Origin of the sequence: Glycomyces dulcitolivorans, from assembly GCF_003265355.1 — a bacterium.
In the GTDB taxonomy this organism is placed as follows: Bacteria; Actinomycetota; Actinomycetes; order Mycobacteriales; family Micromonosporaceae; genus Glycomyces; species Glycomyces dulcitolivorans.
In genome coordinates this window covers 41,760-59,667 of sequence record NZ_QFRW01000080.1, presented here as the reverse complement: position 1 = coordinate 59,667, position 17,908 = coordinate 41,760, and the positions used below count along the sequence as shown (strand labels likewise).

19 protein-coding genes are annotated in these 17,908 nt (G+C 69.8%); 8 read left to right on the top strand and 11 right to left on the bottom strand.

Features of this window, described 5'->3' with window-relative positions; all coding sequences use genetic code 11:
* Positions 1 to 8: 8 nt before the first annotated feature.
* A complete protein-coding gene (locus tag DI269_RS07805) occupies positions 9 to 1,394 on the bottom strand; it encodes a hypothetical protein (protein ID WP_157974830.1) in 1,386 nt (461 codons plus the stop codon).
* 19 nt (positions 1,395 to 1,413) lie between these two features.
* Complete coding sequence (locus DI269_RS07800) at positions 1,414 to 2,052, bottom strand: hypothetical protein (RefSeq protein ID WP_112134530.1); 639 nt, start codon at positions 2,050 to 2,052, stop codon at positions 1,414 to 1,416.
* Between the two features lie 177 nt (positions 2,053 to 2,229).
* On the opposite strand from DI269_RS07800, the gene DI269_RS07795 reads away from it, so the two are divergent.
* Positions 2,230 to 3,108, top strand: coding sequence for an FG-GAP repeat domain-containing protein (locus DI269_RS07795; protein ID WP_198667243.1), 879 nt, complete (start codon positions 2,230 to 2,232; stop codon positions 3,106 to 3,108).
* Here DI269_RS07795 and DI269_RS07790 read toward each other — a convergent pair.
* Together DI269_RS07790 and DI269_RS07785 are read right to left on the bottom strand one after the other, a co-directional pair.
* Positions 3,061 to 4,554 (bottom strand): glycosyltransferase, encoded by a 1,494-nt coding sequence (locus DI269_RS07790; protein WP_112134528.1) that lies wholly within the window; start codon positions 4,552 to 4,554, stop codon positions 3,061 to 3,063. The genes DI269_RS07795 and DI269_RS07790 overlap by 48 nt on opposite strands.
* Positions 4,551 to 7,259, bottom strand: coding sequence for a glycosyltransferase (locus tag DI269_RS07785; RefSeq protein WP_198667242.1), 2,709 nt, complete (start codon positions 7,257 to 7,259; stop codon positions 4,551 to 4,553). The genes DI269_RS07790 and DI269_RS07785 overlap by 4 nt, the downstream gene beginning before the upstream one ends.
* Positions 7,260 to 7,526: 267 nt before the next feature.
* Between DI269_RS07785 and DI269_RS27680 the strand changes: the two genes are divergently transcribed.
* The 3 genes from DI269_RS27680 to DI269_RS07775 all read left to right on the top strand — a co-directional run bounded on the left by DI269_RS27680 (position 7,527) and on the right by DI269_RS07775 (position 8,696).
* Positions 7,527 to 7,856, top strand: a complete 330-nt coding sequence (locus DI269_RS27680) for a hypothetical protein (protein WP_198667241.1) — start codon at positions 7,527 to 7,529, stop codon at positions 7,854 to 7,856.
* Between the two features lie 124 nt (positions 7,857 to 7,980).
* Positions 7,981 to 8,364 (top strand): HXXEE domain-containing protein, encoded by a 384-nt coding sequence (locus tag DI269_RS07780; RefSeq protein WP_112134577.1) that lies wholly within the window; start codon positions 7,981 to 7,983, stop codon positions 8,362 to 8,364.
* 101 nt (positions 8,365 to 8,465) lie between these two features.
* Positions 8,466 to 8,696: a DUF4287 domain-containing protein gene (locus tag DI269_RS07775; RefSeq protein WP_112134526.1), complete on the top strand. Its 231-nt coding sequence runs from the start codon at positions 8,466 to 8,468 to the stop codon at positions 8,694 to 8,696.
* Positions 8,697 to 8,702: 6 nt separating this feature from the next.
* Here the strand turns inward: DI269_RS07775 and DI269_RS07770 are convergent, their stop codons facing one another.
* Positions 8,703 to 9,569 carry a transglutaminase domain-containing protein gene (locus tag DI269_RS07770; protein ID WP_112134525.1) on the bottom strand — a complete coding sequence of 289 codons (867 nt, stop codon included), beginning with the start codon at positions 9,567 to 9,569 and terminating at the stop codon, positions 8,703 to 8,705.
* Positions 9,570 to 9,872: 303 nt separating this feature from the next.
* Here DI269_RS07770 and DI269_RS07765 point away from each other — a divergent pair, with 303 nt between their 5' ends.
* The 4 genes from DI269_RS07765 to DI269_RS07750 are packed head-to-tail and all read left to right on the top strand — an operon-like array spanning position 9,873 to position 12,292.
* Positions 9,873 to 10,187, top strand: a complete 315-nt coding sequence (locus DI269_RS07765; RefSeq protein ID WP_112134524.1) for a type VII secretion target — start codon at positions 9,873 to 9,875, stop codon at positions 10,185 to 10,187.
* A gap of 16 nt (positions 10,188 to 10,203) precedes the next feature.
* Positions 10,204 to 10,917, top strand: coding sequence for a hypothetical protein (locus DI269_RS07760; protein WP_112134523.1), 714 nt, complete (start codon positions 10,204 to 10,206; stop codon positions 10,915 to 10,917).
* A 5-nt stretch (positions 10,918 to 10,922) separates the two neighbouring features.
* Positions 10,923 to 11,750, top strand: a complete 828-nt coding sequence (locus DI269_RS07755) for a DNA/RNA non-specific endonuclease (RefSeq protein WP_232822668.1) — start codon at positions 10,923 to 10,925, stop codon at positions 11,748 to 11,750.
* Positions 11,751 to 11,758: 8 nt separating this feature from the next.
* Positions 11,759 to 12,292 (top strand): SMI1/KNR4 family protein, encoded by a 534-nt coding sequence (locus tag DI269_RS07750; protein ID WP_112134521.1) that lies wholly within the window; start codon positions 11,759 to 11,761, stop codon positions 12,290 to 12,292.
* A gap of 15 nt (positions 12,293 to 12,307) precedes the next feature.
* Here DI269_RS07750 and DI269_RS07745 read toward each other — a convergent pair whose 3' ends face one another.
* The 6 genes from DI269_RS07745 to DI269_RS07720 form a co-directional block, all read right to left on the bottom strand.
* Complete coding sequence (locus DI269_RS07745) at positions 12,308 to 13,030, bottom strand: ferredoxin reductase (RefSeq protein WP_112134520.1); 723 nt, start codon at positions 13,028 to 13,030, stop codon at positions 12,308 to 12,310.
* Between the two features lie 5 nt (positions 13,031 to 13,035).
* Positions 13,036 to 13,638, bottom strand: coding sequence for a molybdopterin-dependent oxidoreductase (locus DI269_RS07740; RefSeq protein WP_112134519.1), 603 nt, complete (start codon positions 13,636 to 13,638; stop codon positions 13,036 to 13,038).
* Positions 13,639 to 13,689: 51 nt separating this feature from the next.
* A complete protein-coding gene (locus DI269_RS07735) occupies positions 13,690 to 14,892 on the bottom strand; it encodes a sulfotransferase family protein (RefSeq protein WP_157974826.1) in 1,203 nt (400 codons plus the stop codon).
* A 130-nt stretch (positions 14,893 to 15,022) separates the two neighbouring features.
* A complete protein-coding gene (locus tag DI269_RS07730) occupies positions 15,023 to 15,817 on the bottom strand; it encodes an NADPH-dependent oxidoreductase (protein WP_112134517.1) in 795 nt (264 codons plus the stop codon).
* Positions 15,817 to 16,860, bottom strand: coding sequence for an LLM class flavin-dependent oxidoreductase (locus DI269_RS07725; protein ID WP_112134516.1), 1,044 nt, complete (start codon positions 16,858 to 16,860; stop codon positions 15,817 to 15,819). Before DI269_RS07725 ends, DI269_RS07730 begins: the two co-directional genes overlap by 1 nt.
* A gap of 2 nt (positions 16,861 to 16,862) precedes the next feature.
* Complete coding sequence (locus tag DI269_RS07720) at positions 16,863 to 17,894, bottom strand: aldo/keto reductase (protein WP_112134515.1); 1,032 nt, start codon at positions 17,892 to 17,894, stop codon at positions 16,863 to 16,865.
* Positions 17,895 to 17,908: the final 14 nt, after the last annotated feature.

Below are 17,908 nucleotides of genomic sequence, written 5' to 3'. Positions count from 1 at the left end.
GGCTTCGGTCAGGGCGCGCCGTGGACGTCGGCTCCGTGGAGGAAGGTGTCCTGGACGTTCCACACGTCCGGGTTGAGGGCCATGCGGGCCGAGTACCACATGCGGTAGCCGGGCTTGCCGTACTCGGTGCCGACGAGCATGGTGGCGCGGTACAGGTGGTCGTGCTGGAAGGGCTTGGTGCGCGGCACGGTCGACTTGGCGGAGTTGAGGAACGCGGTCGGCGTCTCCCCGGCGAGGAAGAGGAGGTCGCCGTCGCGGCCGGTGGAGCCGATGACGGTGTCGTTGAGGAGGCCGATGTACTCGTCGCCGTCCTTGGTCATCGACAGGTGCCAGGGCTCCTTGTCCTTCTGCATGGTGCCGACCTCGACGGCGACCGGCGGGCCCCAGAGGGCGCGCGTCGGGGTGGCGCCGCCGACGGCGTACTCGATCCGGTTGGGGGAGCGGGTGATGTTGACCGTCCACATGGTCCATCGGCCGTCCTCGTACAGGAACGCCGGGGACAGCGGCCGGCGCACGCTCATCGAGTTCCGGAAGGCCTCGCCCGGGGCCGACCAGTGGACGCCGTCGGTCGAGCTCGCGTATTTGATGCGCTCCTGCGTCGCGTCGGGGATCACGACCCGCCAGAACACGTACATCGTGTTCCCCGGGCCCATCGTCAGGTCGGTGTCGGAGTTGTACGGCCCGGGCAGGCCCGGCTGGTCGTCGATGGGGTTGGTCAGGCCGGGCGGGACGACCCAGGTGACGCCGTCGTGGGAGGCCACGATGTTCGGGTCCTCGTAGCCGGAGTTGCTTCCGGGATAAGGCGTGTGCGCCATCCAGTACTCGAAGCCGTTCCAGCCGCCGGGGATGCGCACGACGCTCGGGTGCGTCGTCTGGCCGCCGGTCGGCGAGACGTGCGTCGGGATGGTCCGCTTGCCGCCGTAGGGCCCCCAGACCCGGCCGGGGACTTCGAGCTCCTCGTTCGGGACGACCGGCTCGCAGGGCTCCAGGACGGTCTCGGTCCGCAGCTCGGTCGATTCGCCTGCGGGAGAGGCGAGTTCGGCCGTGAACACGACGGGCCCGCCGCGCGGCGGCACGATCGCCGCGCCCGACAGCGCGCCCGCATCGGGCAGTTCGGCGCCGGGCCGGAGGGTGCCCGCCAGCGCGGCTGCGGGGAGCGGTTCCGGTTGGGAGGCGACCTGGACGCCGACGGCGGTCACGGTGGAGGCCGCATCGACCGGTCCGGTCAGCGTGAACTCGACCTCCAGTTCGCCTGCGGCGCTGCACGTGGCGGCGGCGAATTCGAGCACGGGGCCGGCGGGTGCCTCTTCGGCGAAGGAGGGGATGCCGGCGATGAGCGCGGTCAGGACGCCGGAGGCGACCACCGCCAGGCGTCGGCGCGGCGTCGTGCTCATGGCTGCGGTCCCTTCGGAGCTAGGCGGGATGGGTGACGGTGACTTCGAAGGCGGTCAGCATGCCGATGGGCTCGGAACTCGTGACGCCTTGCGCGCCTTCCCAGAGCAGGACGGGGCTCGGGAGCCGGAAGGTCTGGCCTTCGGGCGGGAACACGGTCGGTTCGACGGTCTCGGTCGGCAGCAGCCGGAGCGCGCCGGTGTAGAGGAAGACGTGCTGGCCGCGGACGCCGATGGTCGGGGCCCGCTCGGCCTCGAATTCGAGGCCGGTGCTGAAGACGATCGAGGGCGTGTCGGGGTTGTACCGGTAGTCGGCGAGGCTGTCGTGGCGGATGGTGACGGCGACGTCGCCGAAGGAGGTGCTCGGTTCGCCGGACATCGCGAGCACGAGGTTCGCGGTGGTCATGGCCTCCTCTCCGGGCTGGCGGGCGAGGTCGACCTCGCCGGCGAAGGCGCCGGTGCCGAGCGGTTCGGGCTGGCCGAGGATGTCGAGGGTCGCGCCGGGGCTGGTGAGGGCGACGCGGCGGAAGTTCGGGTTGTCGTCGGTCTGTTCCTCGGCGCCCTGGACGAGCGCGGGCGCGGTGACGACGAGCAGGGCCGCGAGCGGCGCGACGGCGGCGAGGAGGGCGAGTCGGTGCCGGCGCAGGAAGGCGAATGCCATGGCGCTCCTTTCCCGTTCGGCGGCTTGAGGCGCGGGCTCGCACGAGCACGCACCGGAGCGTAACCCGATTTCGCGGATTTTCCCCCCTTTAGCGGGAATCCGCTGGAACGCGCCCGCGACTATCATTGAATGTGGACGATCACGTTCCGTGTACTCGGCCACTGCCGCGGAGGAATCATGGCTGACAGCTGCTTCGCCCGGGCGTTGCGCCTCGCCGCCGCGCTGGCCGCGGCAATCGCGTTCCTCACCGTCCCGGTTGCGGCCCAGGCGCAGACGGCCGAGCAGACGACCGCCGGGAACTACGACTACGACGGGGACGGCTTCGACGACGTGATCGCGCGCCGGGACCAGACCGGGGCCCTGGAGCTGTGGCCCGGCGACGGCGCGGGCGGCTTCCTCCCCCGCTCCCAGGTCGGCCAGAACTGGAACGGCATGAACCTCATCGAGACCGCCGGTGACCTCGACGGGGACGGCCACGCCGACCTCCTCGGCCGGGTGGCGTCCACGGGCGCCCTGTACTTCTACCCGGGCAACGGGAGCGGCTTCGACGCCGCCGTGCGGATCGGCCGCGGCTGGAACGCCATGAGCGCCATCGTCTCCGGGCACGACTACACCGGCGACGGCAAGACCGACTTCATCGCCTCCGAGGCCGGGACGGGGACCCTCTGGCTGTACCCGGGCACCGGGACGGGTTCGCACGGTGTCCAGTCGGCCATCGGGTCGGGCTTCGACCAGGTGCGGGAGCTGACCGCGGTCGGGGACATGAACGAGGACGGCCTGGCCGATGTCGTCGGCGTGAGCACCGCCGACGAGTGCATGTACTTCTATGCTGGGCCCGCGACCTCGGGGTTCGCACCGCGGGTGCTGTTCGACTGCGGCTGGGACGTCATGGAGTCGGCGGCCGCGGTCGGTGACTTCGACGGCGACGGCCACGCGGACTGGCTCGGCCGCGAGCCCGCCGCGAACCTGCTCTACCTGTTCAAGGGCGACGGGCTCGGCGGCTACGGGTCATCCCCGGTCATCGACTCCGGCTGGAACACGATGACGATCGCTTGACGGCGCGGTCCGCTGCCGCGGCTGTGCCGAAGGGGCGCAGCGTGACACGCGTTCCATGAGCGCCCGCGCGGAGAAGTGCCGTTCGAGGTGGTCCCAGGCGGCCGACCGCTGGGCGGCGTACGCGGCGGGGTCGGCGGCGAGGCGCTCGGCGACGGCGGCGACCTCGCCCGGTTCGCAGTAGAGGGCCGCGGGCCCGAACGTGGGGGCGAACCGCGGGTCCATGATCACGGGCACCCCGGCGGCCATCGCTTCGAGCGGCGCGCGCCCGAACGCCTCAAGGCCGTCGTCGGCGATGAAGTACGCGAAGACGTCGATCCCCGCGAGGAACTCCCGGACGCCGACGGCGTTGAACTCGTGGACGGTCCAGTTGGCGGGCAGCCCGTCGAGGGTCCGAGCCGGTATGTCGGCGCCGCCGAGGACGTGGATCTCGAACGGGTCCCGGTCGGGGTGGCAGGCGAGCAGGACCTCGGGGTCCCGGGGCCATTTCAACTCGTGGTCGCGGGAGTGGCGGCCGATGCGGACGCGGCAGTCGGGCTCGCGGCGGCCGGGAAGGCGCCAGTCGTCGACCGCGATGACCTCGTTCCACGGCTCATCGGCGAGGTCAAGGCCGACGGTCTCCTCGGCGTGGTGCTCGCGCAGCGCCGCGAGGACGCACGGCCCGCCCGCGTACCAGACGGGGCGGCCGAGCCACTCCTCGACGTTGCGGGCGACGGTGGCGACGTCCCAGGCGGCCTCGCGCGGCCCGGTCTCGCCGTAGTACTTGAACGGCGTCTGGTTGACCAGGACCGCAGTGCGCCCGGCCCGGATCGCGGGGCGCCGTTCGAGCGGCCGCATCATGACGATCGGCAGGCGCACGAGCGCGAGCCCGCACTCGACCTCGGCTTCATCGCCGATGAGGCGCGCTGCGCCCGCGTCGACGAGCGCCCGGATGCGCGGGTGGACCGGCGCGTTCGGGCCCCAGTCGTAGACGGGGTGGTGGAGCAGGCCGACCGTGAGGCCCTGCTCGTGCCAGATCTTGATCTCGGCCTCGTTCGCGGAGGTGGTGCCGCCGGGGAGGCCGAAGTGGGAGACGACGACGATGTCGAACTGCACGCGGCCGATCCGCGCGGGGGCCTGCTCGTCTGCGTCCTGCCAGCGGGCGACCTTGCGCAGCAGTGAGAGCCGCTCGGCAACGGGGATGGAGCCGGTGGAGGCGACTGTCCGGGCCGCTTCGACCGCAGAGTCGGGGAAGCCTCCGGCGAGGGCTTCCTCGATGCGGCGCAACCGCTGTGCGTCGGCAGTGCCGTTTGTGGGGCGGCGGGCGAGCCGGTGGAGCAGCAGGGCCGTGGCCTGCCGGGCTTCAGTGTCCTTGCGCAGGTGCCTGATCCGGACCGCGGCGCGGCAGGCGAGCCCGGCGAGGACGAGGAAGGCCAGGGCGGCGGCGGCCGTCGCGATCTGGGCGATCATCGGACGCCTCCAAGGCTCAATTGTCCACTGGGGATGACAGCGCCGAGTCCGCTGACCCTGCGCAGCAGCGCCTCCGAGGAGAACCGCTCCTGGACGGTGCGCAGACCGGCGGCGGCGCGCTCGGCGCGGAAGGCGGGGTCGTCGGCGAGACGCCGCACCAGGGCCGCGACGCCGTCAGGTTCGCAGTACAGGGCGCCGTCGCCGAACAGCTCGGCGAAGCCCGGTGGCAGGATGCACGGCACGCCCGCGGCCATGGCTTCGAGCGGCGCCCTTCCGAAGGCCTCCACCAGGTTCTCGTCGATGAAGTAGGAGTAGGCGTCGACGCTCGCAAGGAAGTCCACTGCGGACATCGACCCGAACTCGTGCGCGGTCCACCGCGGCGGAACCGCCCCGAGGAGGCGCTGGACTGCCCCGAGTCCGCCGAGCAGGTGCACCTCGACGTCCTCGGCGTCCGGGTAGGCGGCGCGGAACCGCCCGGCCATATTGGGGAACTTCGTGACGTGGTCGCGGCTGTGGCGCCCGATCCGGAACGGCTCGCCCTCGGCGCGGACCCGCGGCTCGGCGGGCGTCCAGTCCGCGGCGTCGATGGTCTCGTACCAGAGCTCGTCGGCGAGGTCGATGCCCTTGATCTCTTCGGCATGATGTCCATGAAGGACATCCCGCACGGTCGGACCGATCGGGTACCAGGTGTGGGGGCCGAGCCAGTCGGTGACGTTGCGGTGCACGTCGCGGACGCTCCAAGCGGTCCCGTACCCGCCCGCGAGGCCGTACTCCTCGAACGGGGTCTGGTTCACCAGCAGCACGGTCCGCGCCGCCTCGATCCGCGGCAGATCCTCCATGAGCTCGGCCAGCGCCACCGGGAACCGCACGATCGCGAGGTCGCAGCGGACGGCGTCCCCGGGCTCGATCCGGACGACGCGCTCGCCGTCGATCAAGTCCTGCAACCGCGGGTCGACGGGCCGGCCCATGGCGCGGTCCTTCACGGGATGGTGCACGAGCCCGACGGTGAGCCCGGCGGACCGGTAGGCGAGGATCTCGGCCGCATTGGCGGAGGACGTGCCGCCACGGAGGTTCAATGTGGACACGATGACGATGTCGAGGTCGAGCTTCCTCGGCGTCCGCCGGGCGCGGTCGGCCCGGTGGGCGCACAGGGCCGCGAGGGCCCGCACCCGGCTTTCGTGGTGGCCCGAGTCGGACTCGGCGATCTCGGTCAGGACGGCTCCGGCCGAGACGGACCAGCCGTTGCGGAGCCGGGTCTCCCACTGCTCCAGCATGAGGCGCTTCGATTCCGGGAAGCGGCCGGTGCGGACGGGCTTGGCAGGCTTCGGAGTCACGGCGTTCACGCGCTCGCGGTCGAGCGCATACCGGAGCCTGCAGTGGACGGCCGCCGCGAGCAGGCACAGAACGCCCGCAGCCGCGGCCAAGGGCGGCACGATGCCGGTGGCGGCCAAGGCAATCGCAACCAGAACGACGACCGCAGCCGCAACGCGCAGCGGCCGCCGGACGGACCTGCGAAGCCCGCGGGGCACCGACCTGAACGCTTTAAGCAAGCGCCGCTTGCGGTTCGGTCCCGGTCCAAGCTCGACCGCGGGGAGCGGCGGGACGTCAGGCGCGGGCTCGGCGGACTGGACGTGCACACGGCCGGCGTCGAGTCCGGGGTGCTCGAAGCGGAGGAGTTCGGCGTAGGCGGCAGTCGGCACGGCCACGGGCGAGGTGTGCCGCTCGTCGAGGTCGACGAAGTCGAGACCGTGCTCGGCGGCCGCCTCCAGGACCGACTCGTGGACCAGGGCCCGGTCGCCGTCGACGCGTTCCCAGTCGGGGCAGTGGAAGAGGCCGACCGCACCGCCGCGGGCGGCCCGGCGGGCGGCGTCGTCGAGCATGCGGCGGCGGCGCTTGTCGAGGACGCTCCAGTCGGCGGCGTAGATGCGGTCGTAGGTGATCGCGAGGCTCTGGCCCTTGCTCCGGGTGATGTCGGCGGCGATGGGGAAGGGGCGGGGCCGGGCCATCGACGCCAGGTGGGGCGAGGCCTCGTCCTTGGCGATTTTCCGGTGCCACCTGGTGAACCCGGAGTGGTAGGCGAACCGGCTGGCGGACATCCAGTGCCGCGAGACCTCGCCGGCCGACAGGGTGTCGTCGGCGTGGCGGACGAGCGTCAGGGGGCGTTCCCGCAGGCGCATGGTCCGCCGCTTGCCGAACGCAGTCCTGATGCGGAAGCGGTATTCGGAGTCGGCGGTGCGCCGGACCTCGTCGTAGAACCCGACGCGCTGGAGCACGGCGCGGGCGCGGACCATGATCGGCGTCGACCTCGCGGCGACGACCGCGGTCTGGGGGTCGATGACGAGCGACAGGTCACTGTGGACGGCGATGCTGAGCGATTCCACCATGACCAGTTCGGAGCGGTCGATCAGCGGCTGCACCTGGAGTTCGAGGCGGCGCGGGTGGGCCCAGTCGTCGGAATCGAGGCCGGTGATGAACTGGCCTTCGGCGAGCGCCATGGCGCGGTTGCGGGCCTGGTAGGTCCCGGCGTTCTCGGGCTGGATCATGAGCCTGACCCGCGGGTCGAGCCCGGCGGCCTCCAGCAGCACGTCCTGGTACTCCGGGCCGGAGCCGTCGTCGACGAGCAGCAGCTCCCATTGCTGCCATGACTGCGCGACGACCGACCTGACCGCGGACAGCAGCTTCTCGTCGGGTTCGAAGCAGGTCATGACCACAGAAACGAGCGGACCATCCTCAATGGCGGCAACCGCGGTGGTCCGGAGGCGGTCGATAGAGAGCTCCCCGCCGTCAAGGATGAGCTCGGGCCAACGGGCGAACACCTTGAGCCGCTGCAAGAACGCCTCAGTGTTCCCACCACTGCTCGGATGGGCGTCCTGGCAATGCAACGCCCCGGCGAAGTGGCCCGATAGTCCCGAGTAGGTCCGCAAGAGCGACTTGACCCGCCCGCGCCGCCCGCTGAGATACGTCGTCAGGACATGCAGCTCCTGGTACTCGGCAGGCATCCGTCCCCCGAGCCGCCGCTCGGCCAGATCGAACAGCCGAAGCGCCGTCGCACGCTCCTCCGCAGACCGCGCTTTGAGCCCGACGGTCGCCCCGAGCGCGCAGACGGCCTCCAGATTCAGTGCAGCGCGTTCCAGCCCCTTGTCCCCCAACCGGAAACACGCATCCGGATCATCCGGACACGCAAGCCGCGCGAGCACATGCCGGGCCAATCGCGAGTTGTGGAATTGCCCCCACTCGTGAATACCCGCGACACTGACGGCACCTGCCGTCCCGAGCGCACGCTCGACCAACCGGTCGATTGAACTGGTCACCCGCCGGACGATACGGCTATTTCCCCCGATCAGGTCACAACCGCACGGTGTGTCGAGGGGCCAGGCGCCTCCGACTTCGCCGGGCCCTTGCGCTCCGCTCGCTAATCTTGGACCCATGCAAAAGCGGTGGGCGTGGGCGGTGTTCGGGGCGTTCGCGGTGCACAACCTCGAAGAGGCCCTGACCGCCCCCGCCTTCTTCAACGACCTCCCGCCCGACCTCCCCATCCCCTGGCCCTCCGCCGCCGCCTTCCAGATCGCGACCGCCGTCGTAACCCTCATCGGCCTCGCCCTGATCCTCTTCGCGATCCGCATCAACAAGACCTGGCCCGTGACCCTCCTGGCCACGGTCATGCTCATCAACGTCGCAATCCCCCACATCCCCGCAGCAATCCTCAACGGCGGCTACGCCCCCGGCGTAGTCACGGCCGTCCTCCTCAACCTCCCGATAGACCTCCTCTGGCTCCTCAAATTCCGCAAACAGCGTCCGGGGGTCAACTAGGCGAGGAGACACCGGTCGTAGGCGATGAATTCTCAGGAGTCGCCTCGTCTATACGGATGCCACTGGAGCCCCAGGGGCGAGACATCAAGAGGAGATGCGTCATGGCCGAGCAGGCAAAGGGACCGACCGCTTACTTTCCTTCGATCGAGAAGACCTACGGGCGCACGATCGGCGAGTGGCTCAAGGAGATCGAGAACAGCGGTGTCAGCGGGCACAAGCCGCTGGTGGACTGGCTCAAGGCCGAGCATGGGTTGGGGCACGGCCATGCCAATGCGCTCGTCGCGTATCAGCTGAACCCGGGAAAGTGGCCCGAGTACCCCGGGGCGGCCTGAGCGCGGCTAGCGTCGGATCGCCCGAGATGCCTCGGTGATGACCGGTTCCCGGGCTTCGCGGATGAAGTTGTAGACCTCGGCGGGGACTTGGAGGGCTGGTTCGAGGTAGTGGGTTCTGGCCTCGGCAGCGGTTTCGGGGTTTGTGGTGATTGCCGCGAGTTCGTCAAGGAGGGTGGCGAGGTCTTCGGTGATGGGGTCGGAGGGGGAGGGCATGCCTCCCCAGATGTCCCACGGGAGGAGCTCCATCTTGGTGAGGGCGGCGGTGTCGCGGATGAGGTTTCCTGCGATCCACCAGAGGCCGTGGGTGTCGTCGCCGGGGAAGCCGCAGTGGGCGGGGTCGAGTTCGCCTGCGCGGGAGCGGAGCCAGGTGTCTCCGGCGACGGAGAATTCCGTTCTGGGGACGTTGGCCGGGTCGAAGTCGATGCCGAGGCGGGTGCTGAGGGCGGGGTCGAGTTGGGCGTCTGCCAGGTGCCAGCGTTCGGATTCGGCGTTCCAGTATTCGACCACCCAGTGGTCGATGTGCCAGCCGGGTTGGAAGTAGGCGGCGAAGCCGCAGCGGGCGCGGGCGGGGATGCCGTGAGCGCGAAGGGCCGCGACCGGGAGCAGCGTGAAGTGGCGGCAGCAGCCGATGAGGCGCTGGTCCGGTTGGCGCGCTTGGGTGAGCGGGCCGGTGGGTTCGAGGTGGGCGAGGATTTCAGTGGTGCTGCGGAGGTGGCCGGTGGGGCGGTCCGGGTGGCCGGGTTCGTGGGTCAGGAGTCCTTGGATCGCTGTCAGGAGAGCCGGGACCTCGGCGGGGAGGGTCGTCAGCTCCGGGCCGCCGCCGGTGAGCGGGCCGGGTTCGGCGTAGTAGGCGAGTTCGTCCGGTGCGGTCATGCGGGGGCTCCGTTCTGAAGGTGGAACGGAGACTAGCGAAATTTTGGGCCAAATTTCAACATTTGCCTGGTCGGCCGAGGAGTTCGGCCGTGATGCGGTGGGGTCGGTGCCGAAGTGTCGGCAGCCGTGGAGGCGAGGCAGTCGTTTGCCGTCAATTTCGTCACATCGATGTCATTGCTGCCCATTGGTTCTCATGCGTTACGCACGTGAACCCCGTTGCGACCGAATGACACCTATAGTCCGGAGATGTAACCGACTAAGAGCCGACGGTATCCGTTGGCCTCCAATCGGAATGGATCCGACATGGGCGATCACTTCGACGTCGTGACCGATGACCTCGTCACGCACGCCTTCCATATCGACGCACTCCGAGAGCGTTTCGGCGCTGTAATGTCCGCAATGGACTCAGTGGAGCAGGACGACGAGGCCTACGGCATCATCTGCCAGTTCCTGCCCCCGATCCTCGCCGAGCGCCAGTCCGACCAGAAGGGGCTCGTCGAGATGGCGCAGGAGAACCTCGAACTCCTCGCTCAGGCGCTGCGCGAGACTGCCGGGGCCTACGAGGCGGTGGACGAGGCGACGGCCGAGGAGTACGCGCAGCTCCAAGGCGAGCTGTGAGGCGGGGCGGGAACCCATGAACGACCTCGTAGCCACAGAGAGCGACGTCCCGCCGCAGCCGGGCGCCGGATTCGCCGGCGCCGGCATCGTCGAGTCGTATGCGGGCCTGGCGATGGCCATCGACTCCGGGTCCTGGATCGACGCGTCCGTCGCCGGTCTGGGCGTCGCCCTGGAGACCGTCGGCGCGGTCATCGACCCGATCGGGACGCTCGCCTCCGCGGGGGTGGGGTGGCTCATCGAGCACGTCGAACCCCTGCAGGAGGCCCTCGACATGCTTGCCGGGAATCCGACCCTCGTTGAGGCCCATGCGATGACGTGGGACAACATCGCCAACGAGTGCTTTGCGATATCCGAGCAGATGGCCGCGTACATCGATGCCGACGTGGAATCGTGGGACGGCGAGGCCGCCGATGCCTACCGCGAGATGGGCGACATCAACGCGGACTTCCTCGGCTGCATCGGCGGCACGACGCTCTCGATGGCGACCGCGACGCGCGGCGCCGGGCAGCTGGTGACCATGGTCCGCGAGTTCGTGCGCGACTTCGTGGCCGAGTGCATCGGCTCCCTCATCGCCTGGGCCGCCGAAGTCGCGTTCACCGTCGGCATCGGCGCGGCGTGGGTCATCCCCAAGGCCGTCATCAGGATCACCGAATGGGTCGGCAAGATCTTCGGCTGGATCACCGGCCTCATCGACTCCATCTCCGCCCTCCGCGACCTCCTCTTCGGGTGACCACCATGCGCCGCTTCATCCTCCAGACCGCACTCGTCCCCGTGCTGATCGGGCTGCTCGGCCTTCACCAGCGCAAGAAACGGGTCGGCCGCACCAAACTCGACGGCACGAGCAACAAGGGCGACTCCGACAAGGCCAGAGCGACCGGTGCAAAGGGCAAGGCCAAGCCGACGGGCGGCGAAGGGCCGCCGAAGCGGCCGCGGAAGCGCTCCGACAAGCCGACCGAGCCGACCAAGAACGCGGATCCGAAGTACAACCCGAAATACACGAGGGACGACCAGGGTCGCGTGACCGAGATGACGGTGACGTTGAAGGACGGCGAATTCACCTCGGTCCAGTCCAAGACGCAGAAGATGGGCCACTACGGCTTCAACGGCATTCCTCCCGGAAAGGAAGTCGGCCAAGTCGGAATGAACCGCGGGCACATTCTCGGGGCGCAACTCGGCGGGACCAACCACATCGACCTCCAGGACCAGGACCGCGCCACCGTCGACAACAAGGGAACGCTGCCGGACGACCGGTGGAAGGACTACGAGAACTTCGTGACCCTCCACCGGAACGCCAACGACCCCGCCATGAAGGACTTCGAGAACGCCGTCGCCGACGCCGTCAAGTCGCCCGAGAACGGCGGATCCGGACGCGAGGTCCAGTACACGGTCGAGCTCGAATACTCCGGAGACAGCAAGGTGCCCACCGCACTCCACCTCAAGGCCGAGACGGTCGACGGCCAGGAGCCGCCGGTCAGCATCACCCATACCGTTCCGAACGTCGCCGATCCCAAGCAGGAGCCGGGCTATACTCCGTTCGACGGCGACAGTGTCAACTGGACCTAGGAGCCAGCATGGTAAGCGAACGACTCAGCGAGCTCGCCCAGTTGACCGGCATGCAGCCGGCGGCGCCCCAGACCGATTGGCAGTCCATTCAATCCGCATTGGGATTCGCCGTGCCTCCGGACTACACGGAGCTCATCGACAATTTCGGTGCCGGAATGTTCAACTACTACCTGTACGTCTTCGGACCGGACGAACGGACTCCGGTCAGCCTCCGAAACGACGGTCTCTACTGGGACGAGGAGTTCAAGTCCAAATGGGCGCTCCATCCCGAGAACGTCCCGCCTCCGCTCCAGGGCCGCGACGTGACCGTGATCCACTGGGGCGAGACCGAGGACGCGGTCCACCTCTTCTGGATCGCCGAAGCGGGCACACTCCCCGCGCAATGGCAGGTCGCCGCCTATACCGGCGAGGGGCGCAAATGGGAGTTCTTCGAGCAGTCGAGCGTGGAAGTCCTGCTCTCCTACTTCCGGCGGGACCTGGCGAGCTCGCTCCTCCCACTGTTCGACGAAGGCGACCAGATCGCCTTCACGCCCTTCACGTAACGGCTCCAAGGCAATTCAGCCGAAGCGTTCGGTCTTGATTCGGTGGGAGTCGTGGCCGAGGGCTATCAGGGCTTTGGCGGCGGTTTCTACGAAGCCGTTTGGGCCGCACACGAAGCAGGTGGGTTGGAAGTCCGGGGGCCAGCCGTGGGTGTTGAGGTCGGCGAGGCCGATTCGGGCGGGTGGGCGGCGGGAGGATTCGGGGGCCTTGCGGGTGTAGAGGATCGCCGTTTCGAGGCCGCCATCAGCGATGCGGGGGTGGGTCAGTTCGTCTGCGTAGATGACGTCAGCCGGGGTGCGGACCGAGTAGATCAGGCGGAATGGTGCTCGGGAAGCGGCCTCGCGGCGTTGGCGGATCATCGCCTGTAGCGGGACTATCCCGGAGCCTCCTGCTATCAGGAGTACGGGGTGAGTTTCCTGCTCGCGCCATATGAACCAGCCTCCGACCGGGCCTTTCACCTCGGCGTAGGCGCCGATGGGGAGGTCGTCGCAGAGGTAGGTGGAGACTTCGCCGTCGTTGACCCGCTGGATAGTGAACTCGACCAGGCCGTTCCGGGCGGGGGCGGCCATCGAGTAGGAGCGGGACGCCGTGTAGCCGTCGGCGGCGGTGAGGCGGATGTCGGCGTGCTGGCCGGCGAGGTGGCCGGGCCAGTCGTCGGGTTCGAAGACGAGGGTGACGGCCGTGGCGGTCTCCTCGCGGCGCTCGACCAGGCGGGCCTTCTGCCAGTTTCCGGTTGCCATACCGCTCAGAACCCCGCCTGGTAGCGCTGTTCGAGCCACGGGTCACCGTAGTCGTGATACCCGCCGCGCTCCCAGAAGCCGGGCCGGTCCTCGGTGTGGAGGGTGATGCCCGAGACCCACTTGGCGGACTTCCAGAAGTAGAGGTGCGGGACGAGGAAGCGCGCCGGCCCGCCGTGCTCGGCGTGGAGCGGCTTGCCCTCGTATCCCGTTGCGACCCAGGCCTGCCCGTTGCGGATGTCCTGCAGCGGGAGGTTCGTCGTATAGCCGTCGAAGGAGTGGATCACCGCGTAAGTCGCTTCGGTCTTGAGGTCGGACAGGAGGATGTCGGCGTTGACTCCTCGCCAAGTCGTGTCTAGTTTTGACCATCTCGTCACGCAGTGAATGTCCACGGTCGGGGTCTCGTGCGGGAGCGCCGCGAACTCGCCCCAGTTCCAGACCCGGCGCTCGCCGGTCTCGGTCGTGACGGTGAACGTCCACGCGTCGGTCTTGACCGAAGGCGTCGGCCCGGCGCTGAGCACCGGGAAGTCGTCGGTCAGGTACTGGCCGGGCGGCACGCGGTCGTTCGCCGCGCGCCGGCGCCCTGTGAAGCCAGGTGTCAGTTCGGTCATGGCCGCCTCCCGCCGCAATCCTAGGTCGCGGCGGGGGCGGCGTCACCGGGTTCACCGCATGGCGTGGACCATGCGGGTGTAGTCGCCGAAGGCCTTGTCGATCATGTCGGGGTCGAGGCCGTAGTGGGCAAGGCTGTACTCGTGGCCGCGCTTCATGCCGGGGCGGGCGAGGACGTCGTGGAGGTTCTGCTCGTCGCGGGGAGTGAAGTCCATGCCGAGGCGCTTGAAGATGCCGGGGAGCTCGTCGTAGGGGTTCGCGGTGAGCTGGTGGTAGGAGACGTCGACGACGCGGTCGCGGGCGAGCGTGGTGCGCACGTCGCGACCGATTTCGACCACGCGGGAGAGCATGTCGAGCCAGTCCTGGCCGATCTGGTGCGGGTCGTACTCGCGGTTGCAGATGGCCACGCCGGTCTCCATGAGCGAGCACCAGGAGCCCATGACGGTGTTCGGGTCGCGGTGGGTCCACACGATCTGGGCGTCGGGGAAGACCTTCATGAGGACGCCGAGGTGTTCGAGGTGGTACGGGGACTTGAGGACCCAGCGGCGCTTCGGCGCGCCGAACTGGAGGACCTGGAGCACCTGGCGGTAGTACTCGTAGTCGGGCAGGAAGTCGTGCTCGTCGAGCCAGTTGCGGTAGCCGGGCATCCGGAAGGTCACGAGCTGGTTGCGGCCGTGGGGAAGTGCGAAGACGCACTCTTCGGGGGACTCGGGCTCCATGGCGTGGATGTCGGGGAGCACCGGTGAGAAGAAGTGCCCGAAGCGGGCCGAGGCGCGGGCGACGTTGATGCGGCGCTTGCGGACCTTCGGGTCGATGTCGAACCGGTCGGTGGCCTGGAGCTCCCACATGAGCGGGGCCCGGTTGCCCTCGGGGTAGGCGAGGACCTTGTGCGCGAGGGTGGTCGCGGTGCGGGGCATGCCGGTGACGACGATGGGGCGCTCGATGGGCTCGTCGAGGATCTCGGGGTTCTCGGTGACGAGGCGGCGGACGCGGAAGCGGTTGGTCATGCGGCCCTTGAGGTCCGCGGAGAAGCCGGCCCAGCCGAGCGGGGACATGGTGCGGACCTTGGCGACCTGGCGCAGGAGGTAGCGGTAGCCCTCCAGGAACTCCTCGTCCCCTCGGGCGGTGCCGCCGGAGGCGGCCTCGGCCTGGCGGACCATTCGGTCGAAGAAGCCGTCGACGTCGGCGGTCTGGCGCCGCATCGAGGACTGCATGGCGGCGTTGACGGGGACGACCAGGCGGGATACGCGTCGCACGGGACGGGTCCTTCCGGGGAGGGGGAAACAGGGGTCTCGCTTGCGCATCCTCGCACGGCCGGCGAAGTCGATCAAGGGCGAGACTCCACTGAGGCCGCTCTCACCCCGGTGCGAGAACGGCCTCTCTCCTTCAGCGCGAAGGGAACCCGAGGGAGTCGAGAATCGCGCGGAGCCTGTGGCGCCCGCCCATCGACTCGGGGCCCTTGAGGCGGGCGAGGACGCGGTCGGTCCAGTTCCCGGCCAGGCCGAAGCGGGCGTTGTAGGCGGTGAGGCGCTCGTCGTAGACGTCGATGTGGTCGTCGGCGGCCTCGGTGTACTGCTCGCGGTGGAGCACCGCGGCCTGCGGGAGGCGCGGCTTGACGTCGGCGGCCTCGGTCGGGTCGGGTTCGCCGACGGCGAGGCCGAAGGCGGCCACGGTGTGCGGCGGGAGCTTCAGCTCCGCGGCGACCTCCTCGGTGCGGTTGCGGATGGCGCCCACGAAGACCGAGCCGAGGCCGAGGGACTCGGCGGCCGTCACCGCGTTCTGGGCCGCAAGCGCGGTGTCGATGAAGCCGATGAGCGTGGTCTCCAGGTAGTCGGCGGCGTCGACCGAGGTGCCGCGGCGGGCCGCGAGGCGGCGGGCGCGGCCGAGGTCGGCGATCCAGACGAGGAACAGGGGCGCCTGCGCGATGAAGTCCTGCTGCCCGGAGAGGTGGGCGAGGCGGGCCTTGCGTTCGGGGTCACGGACGGCGATGACGCTCCAGGGCTGGAGGTTCGAGGAGGTCGGCGCCGACTGGGCGGCGGCGACGAGGGTGGTCAGCTCCTCGTCGGTGACGCCGCGGGGCCCGAACTTGCGCACGGAGCGGTGCGCGAGCTGGACGCGGACGATGTCGTTGACGGCCTTGAGCTCTGCTTCGGAATCGCCGTAGCGGGCGGTGACGGACATCAGTGCTCCTGTTCAGCGGGGCGCCAGCCGAGGCGCGGGGCGAGGTCGCGGGCGGTGTCGGTGAGGAGGCGCAGGTGCTCGTCGAGGTCGGGCGCGCCGGGGACGAAGGAGACGAGGAGGTCGGTGATGTGTTCGAGGGCGGGGTCGGCGGCGAGTTCGGCCGCGAGGTCCTCGGCGGGGCCGAGGAGGGTCCGGTCGCCTTTGAGGTACTGGTCGACCGAGAGGTCGGCGACGTCGCGTTTCGCGGCGAACCACTGCTGCCAGCGGCGCACGCCGGGCGTGACGAGGCGGACCGCCTGCTCGCGGTCGGGATGCGGGTAGACGGCGCGGGAGACCTGGACGCGCGGCGGTTCGGGCGAGGACCAGGCGGCCCGGTAGGCGTCGATCGTGTTCGCCTGGTGCTCTTGGGCTTCGAGGAGGGTGCCGCCGCGCCAGGCGGTGGCGCGGGAGAGCTGGAGCCCGTCCCCGGCCTTCGCGGCGTCGGCCGCCGCCGCGAGTGCCAGGGACGGGTCGCTGGTGGTGGCCTGCCACAGGCGCCGGCGCACGCCGATCCCGGGCGGGTGGAGGACTTCGCCGAGTCCGTTGAGCGCCTTGCCGTCGAGGACGTCGTGGAGGTGCTTGACGGCGGCGTCGAAGAGGCGGTGGCGCTCGTCGATGTCGCGGCCGAAGGCCTCCCAGGCGCCGGGGAAGGGCCCGGAGCCGACGCCGAGTTCGAGCCGGCCGCCCGACAGTGCGTCCAATGTGGCCGCGTCCTCGGCGACGCGGAGGGGGTCTTCGAGCGGGAGCACGAGGACGCCGGTGCCGAGCCGGATCCGCTTGGTGTGCTGGGCGATCGCGGCGAGCACGACCAGGGGCGCGGAGACGTGCTCGTTGCCCTGGCGGAAGTGCCGCTGGATGACCCAGCCGGAGTCGTACCCGAGCTCCTCGGCCGCCTGGAACAGCTCGATCGCGTCGCGGTAGGCCCGGGCGGGCTCCTGGTCGCCGTCGAGGTGGAGGAGGAAGCCGAGTCGCAGGCGCCGGGCGCCGTTCGTGTTCCCGCCCATGGCTAGAGGTTCAGTCCGGTGCCGTGGACGCCGTGCTCGTCGATCACCTTGAGCTCGTCGTCGGTGAGCGGCGGGAAGTCGAGGGCCTTGACGTTGTGGTCGAGCTGCCAGGTGGAGCTGGCGCCGATGAGCGCGGAAGTGACCTCGGGGCGGCGCAGGACCCACTGGAGCGCGAGCTGCGCGAGCGACTGGCCGCGCTCCTTCGCGAGCTCGTTGAGGGCGGCGGCCCTTTCGCGGTAGACCGCGTCGATGACGTCCGGTTTGAGGAAGTTGCTGTTCTCGGCGCGCGCCCCGGCGGGGATGTCCACAAGGTACTTGTCGGTGAGGAGTCCCTGAGCGAGCGGGGAGTAGACGACGAGGCCGAAGCCGTCGGCGGCGGCGGTGTCGAGCAGGCCGTTGAGTTCGGGGCTGCGGTCGAAGATCGAGTAGCGCGGCTGGTGGACCAGGAGCTGAACGCCGTGGGCGCGAAGGAGTTCGGCGGCCTCGTGGGCCTGCTCAGGGGCGTAGTTGGAGACGCCGACGTACAGGGCCTTGCCCTGGCGGACGGCGTCGGCGAGGGCCCCGGTGGTCTCTTCGAGGGGCGTGGTCGGGTCCGGCCGGTGGTGGTAGAACACGTCCACGTAGTCGGTGCCGAGGTCGCGGAGGCTGTGCTCCAGGGAGTTCAGCAGCGACTTGCGGGAGCCTCCCTTGTGGTACGGGCTGGGGCTGATGGCATTCCCGGCCTTGGTGGAGAGGACGATCTCGTCGCGGTAGCGGGCGAGGTCCTCGGTGAGGACGCGGCCGTAGACCTGCTGGGCGGCGCGGTGCGGCGGCCCGTAGCGGTCGGCGTTGTCGAAGTGCGTGATGCCGAGGTCGAAGGCGTGCAGGATGATCTCGCGCTGCGTCTCGAACGCGTAGTCGCGGCCGAACTTCTGCCACAGACCGAGCGAGAGCGCGGGCAGGTCGAGGCCGGTGCGGCCCGCGCGCCGGTAGGCGAGGCGCTCGTAGCGGTCCTCGGCGGCGGCGTAGGCGGTTTCGAAAGCGCCGTATGACATGTGTGCAGTGCCTT

Bases quoted from the DNA above. Each gene is read 5' to 3' on its own strand.
- DI269_RS07745 (WP_112134520.1), bottom strand. From the start codon at position 13,030: ATGGCAACCGGAAACTGGCAGAAGGCCCGCCTGGTCGAGCGCCGCGAG.
- DI269_RS07800 (WP_112134530.1), bottom strand. From the start codon at position 2,052: ATGGCATTCGCCTTCCTGCGCCGGCACCGACTCGCCCTCCTCGCCGCC.
- DI269_RS07755 (WP_232822668.1), top strand. From the start codon at position 10,923: ATGCGCCGCTTCATCCTCCAGACCGCACTCGTCCCCGTGCTGATCGGG.
- DI269_RS07775 (WP_112134526.1), top strand. From the start codon at position 8,466: ATGGCCGAGCAGGCAAAGGGACCGACCGCTTACTTTCCTTCGATCGAG.
- DI269_RS07765 (WP_112134524.1), top strand. From the start codon at position 9,873: ATGGGCGATCACTTCGACGTCGTGACCGATGACCTCGTCACGCACGCC.
- DI269_RS27680 (WP_198667241.1), top strand. From the start codon at position 7,527: ATGCAGCTCCTGGTACTCGGCAGGCATCCGTCCCCCGAGCCGCCGCTC.
- DI269_RS07790 (WP_112134528.1), bottom strand. From the start codon at position 4,554: ATGATCGCCCAGATCGCGACGGCCGCCGCCGCCCTGGCCTTCCTCGTC.
- DI269_RS07730 (WP_112134517.1), bottom strand. From the start codon at position 15,817: ATGTCCGTCACCGCCCGCTACGGCGATTCCGAAGCAGAGCTCAAGGCC.
- DI269_RS07785 (WP_198667242.1), bottom strand. From the start codon at position 7,259: ATGACCTGCTTCGAACCCGACGAGAAGCTGCTGTCCGCGGTCAGGTCG.
- DI269_RS07750 (WP_112134521.1), top strand. From the start codon at position 11,759: ATGGTAAGCGAACGACTCAGCGAGCTCGCCCAGTTGACCGGCATGCAG.
- DI269_RS07780 (WP_112134577.1), top strand. From the start codon at position 7,981: ATGCAAAAGCGGTGGGCGTGGGCGGTGTTCGGGGCGTTCGCGGTGCAC.
- DI269_RS07760 (WP_112134523.1), top strand. From the start codon at position 10,204: ATGAACGACCTCGTAGCCACAGAGAGCGACGTCCCGCCGCAGCCGGGC.
- DI269_RS07740 (WP_112134519.1), bottom strand. From the start codon at position 13,638: ATGACCGAACTGACACCTGGCTTCACAGGGCGCCGGCGCGCGGCGAAC.
- DI269_RS07795 (WP_198667243.1), top strand. From the start codon at position 2,230: ATGGCTGACAGCTGCTTCGCCCGGGCGTTGCGCCTCGCCGCCGCGCTG.
- DI269_RS07720 (WP_112134515.1), bottom strand. From the start codon at position 17,894: ATGTCATACGGCGCTTTCGAAACCGCCTACGCCGCCGCCGAGGACCGC.
- DI269_RS07770 (WP_112134525.1), bottom strand. From the start codon at position 9,569: ATGACCGCACCGGACGAACTCGCCTACTACGCCGAACCCGGCCCGCTC.
- DI269_RS07805 (WP_157974830.1), bottom strand. From the start codon at position 1,394: ATGAGCACGACGCCGCGCCGACGCCTGGCGGTGGTCGCCTCCGGCGTC.
- DI269_RS07725 (WP_112134516.1), bottom strand. From the start codon at position 16,860: ATGGGCGGGAACACGAACGGCGCCCGGCGCCTGCGACTCGGCTTCCTC.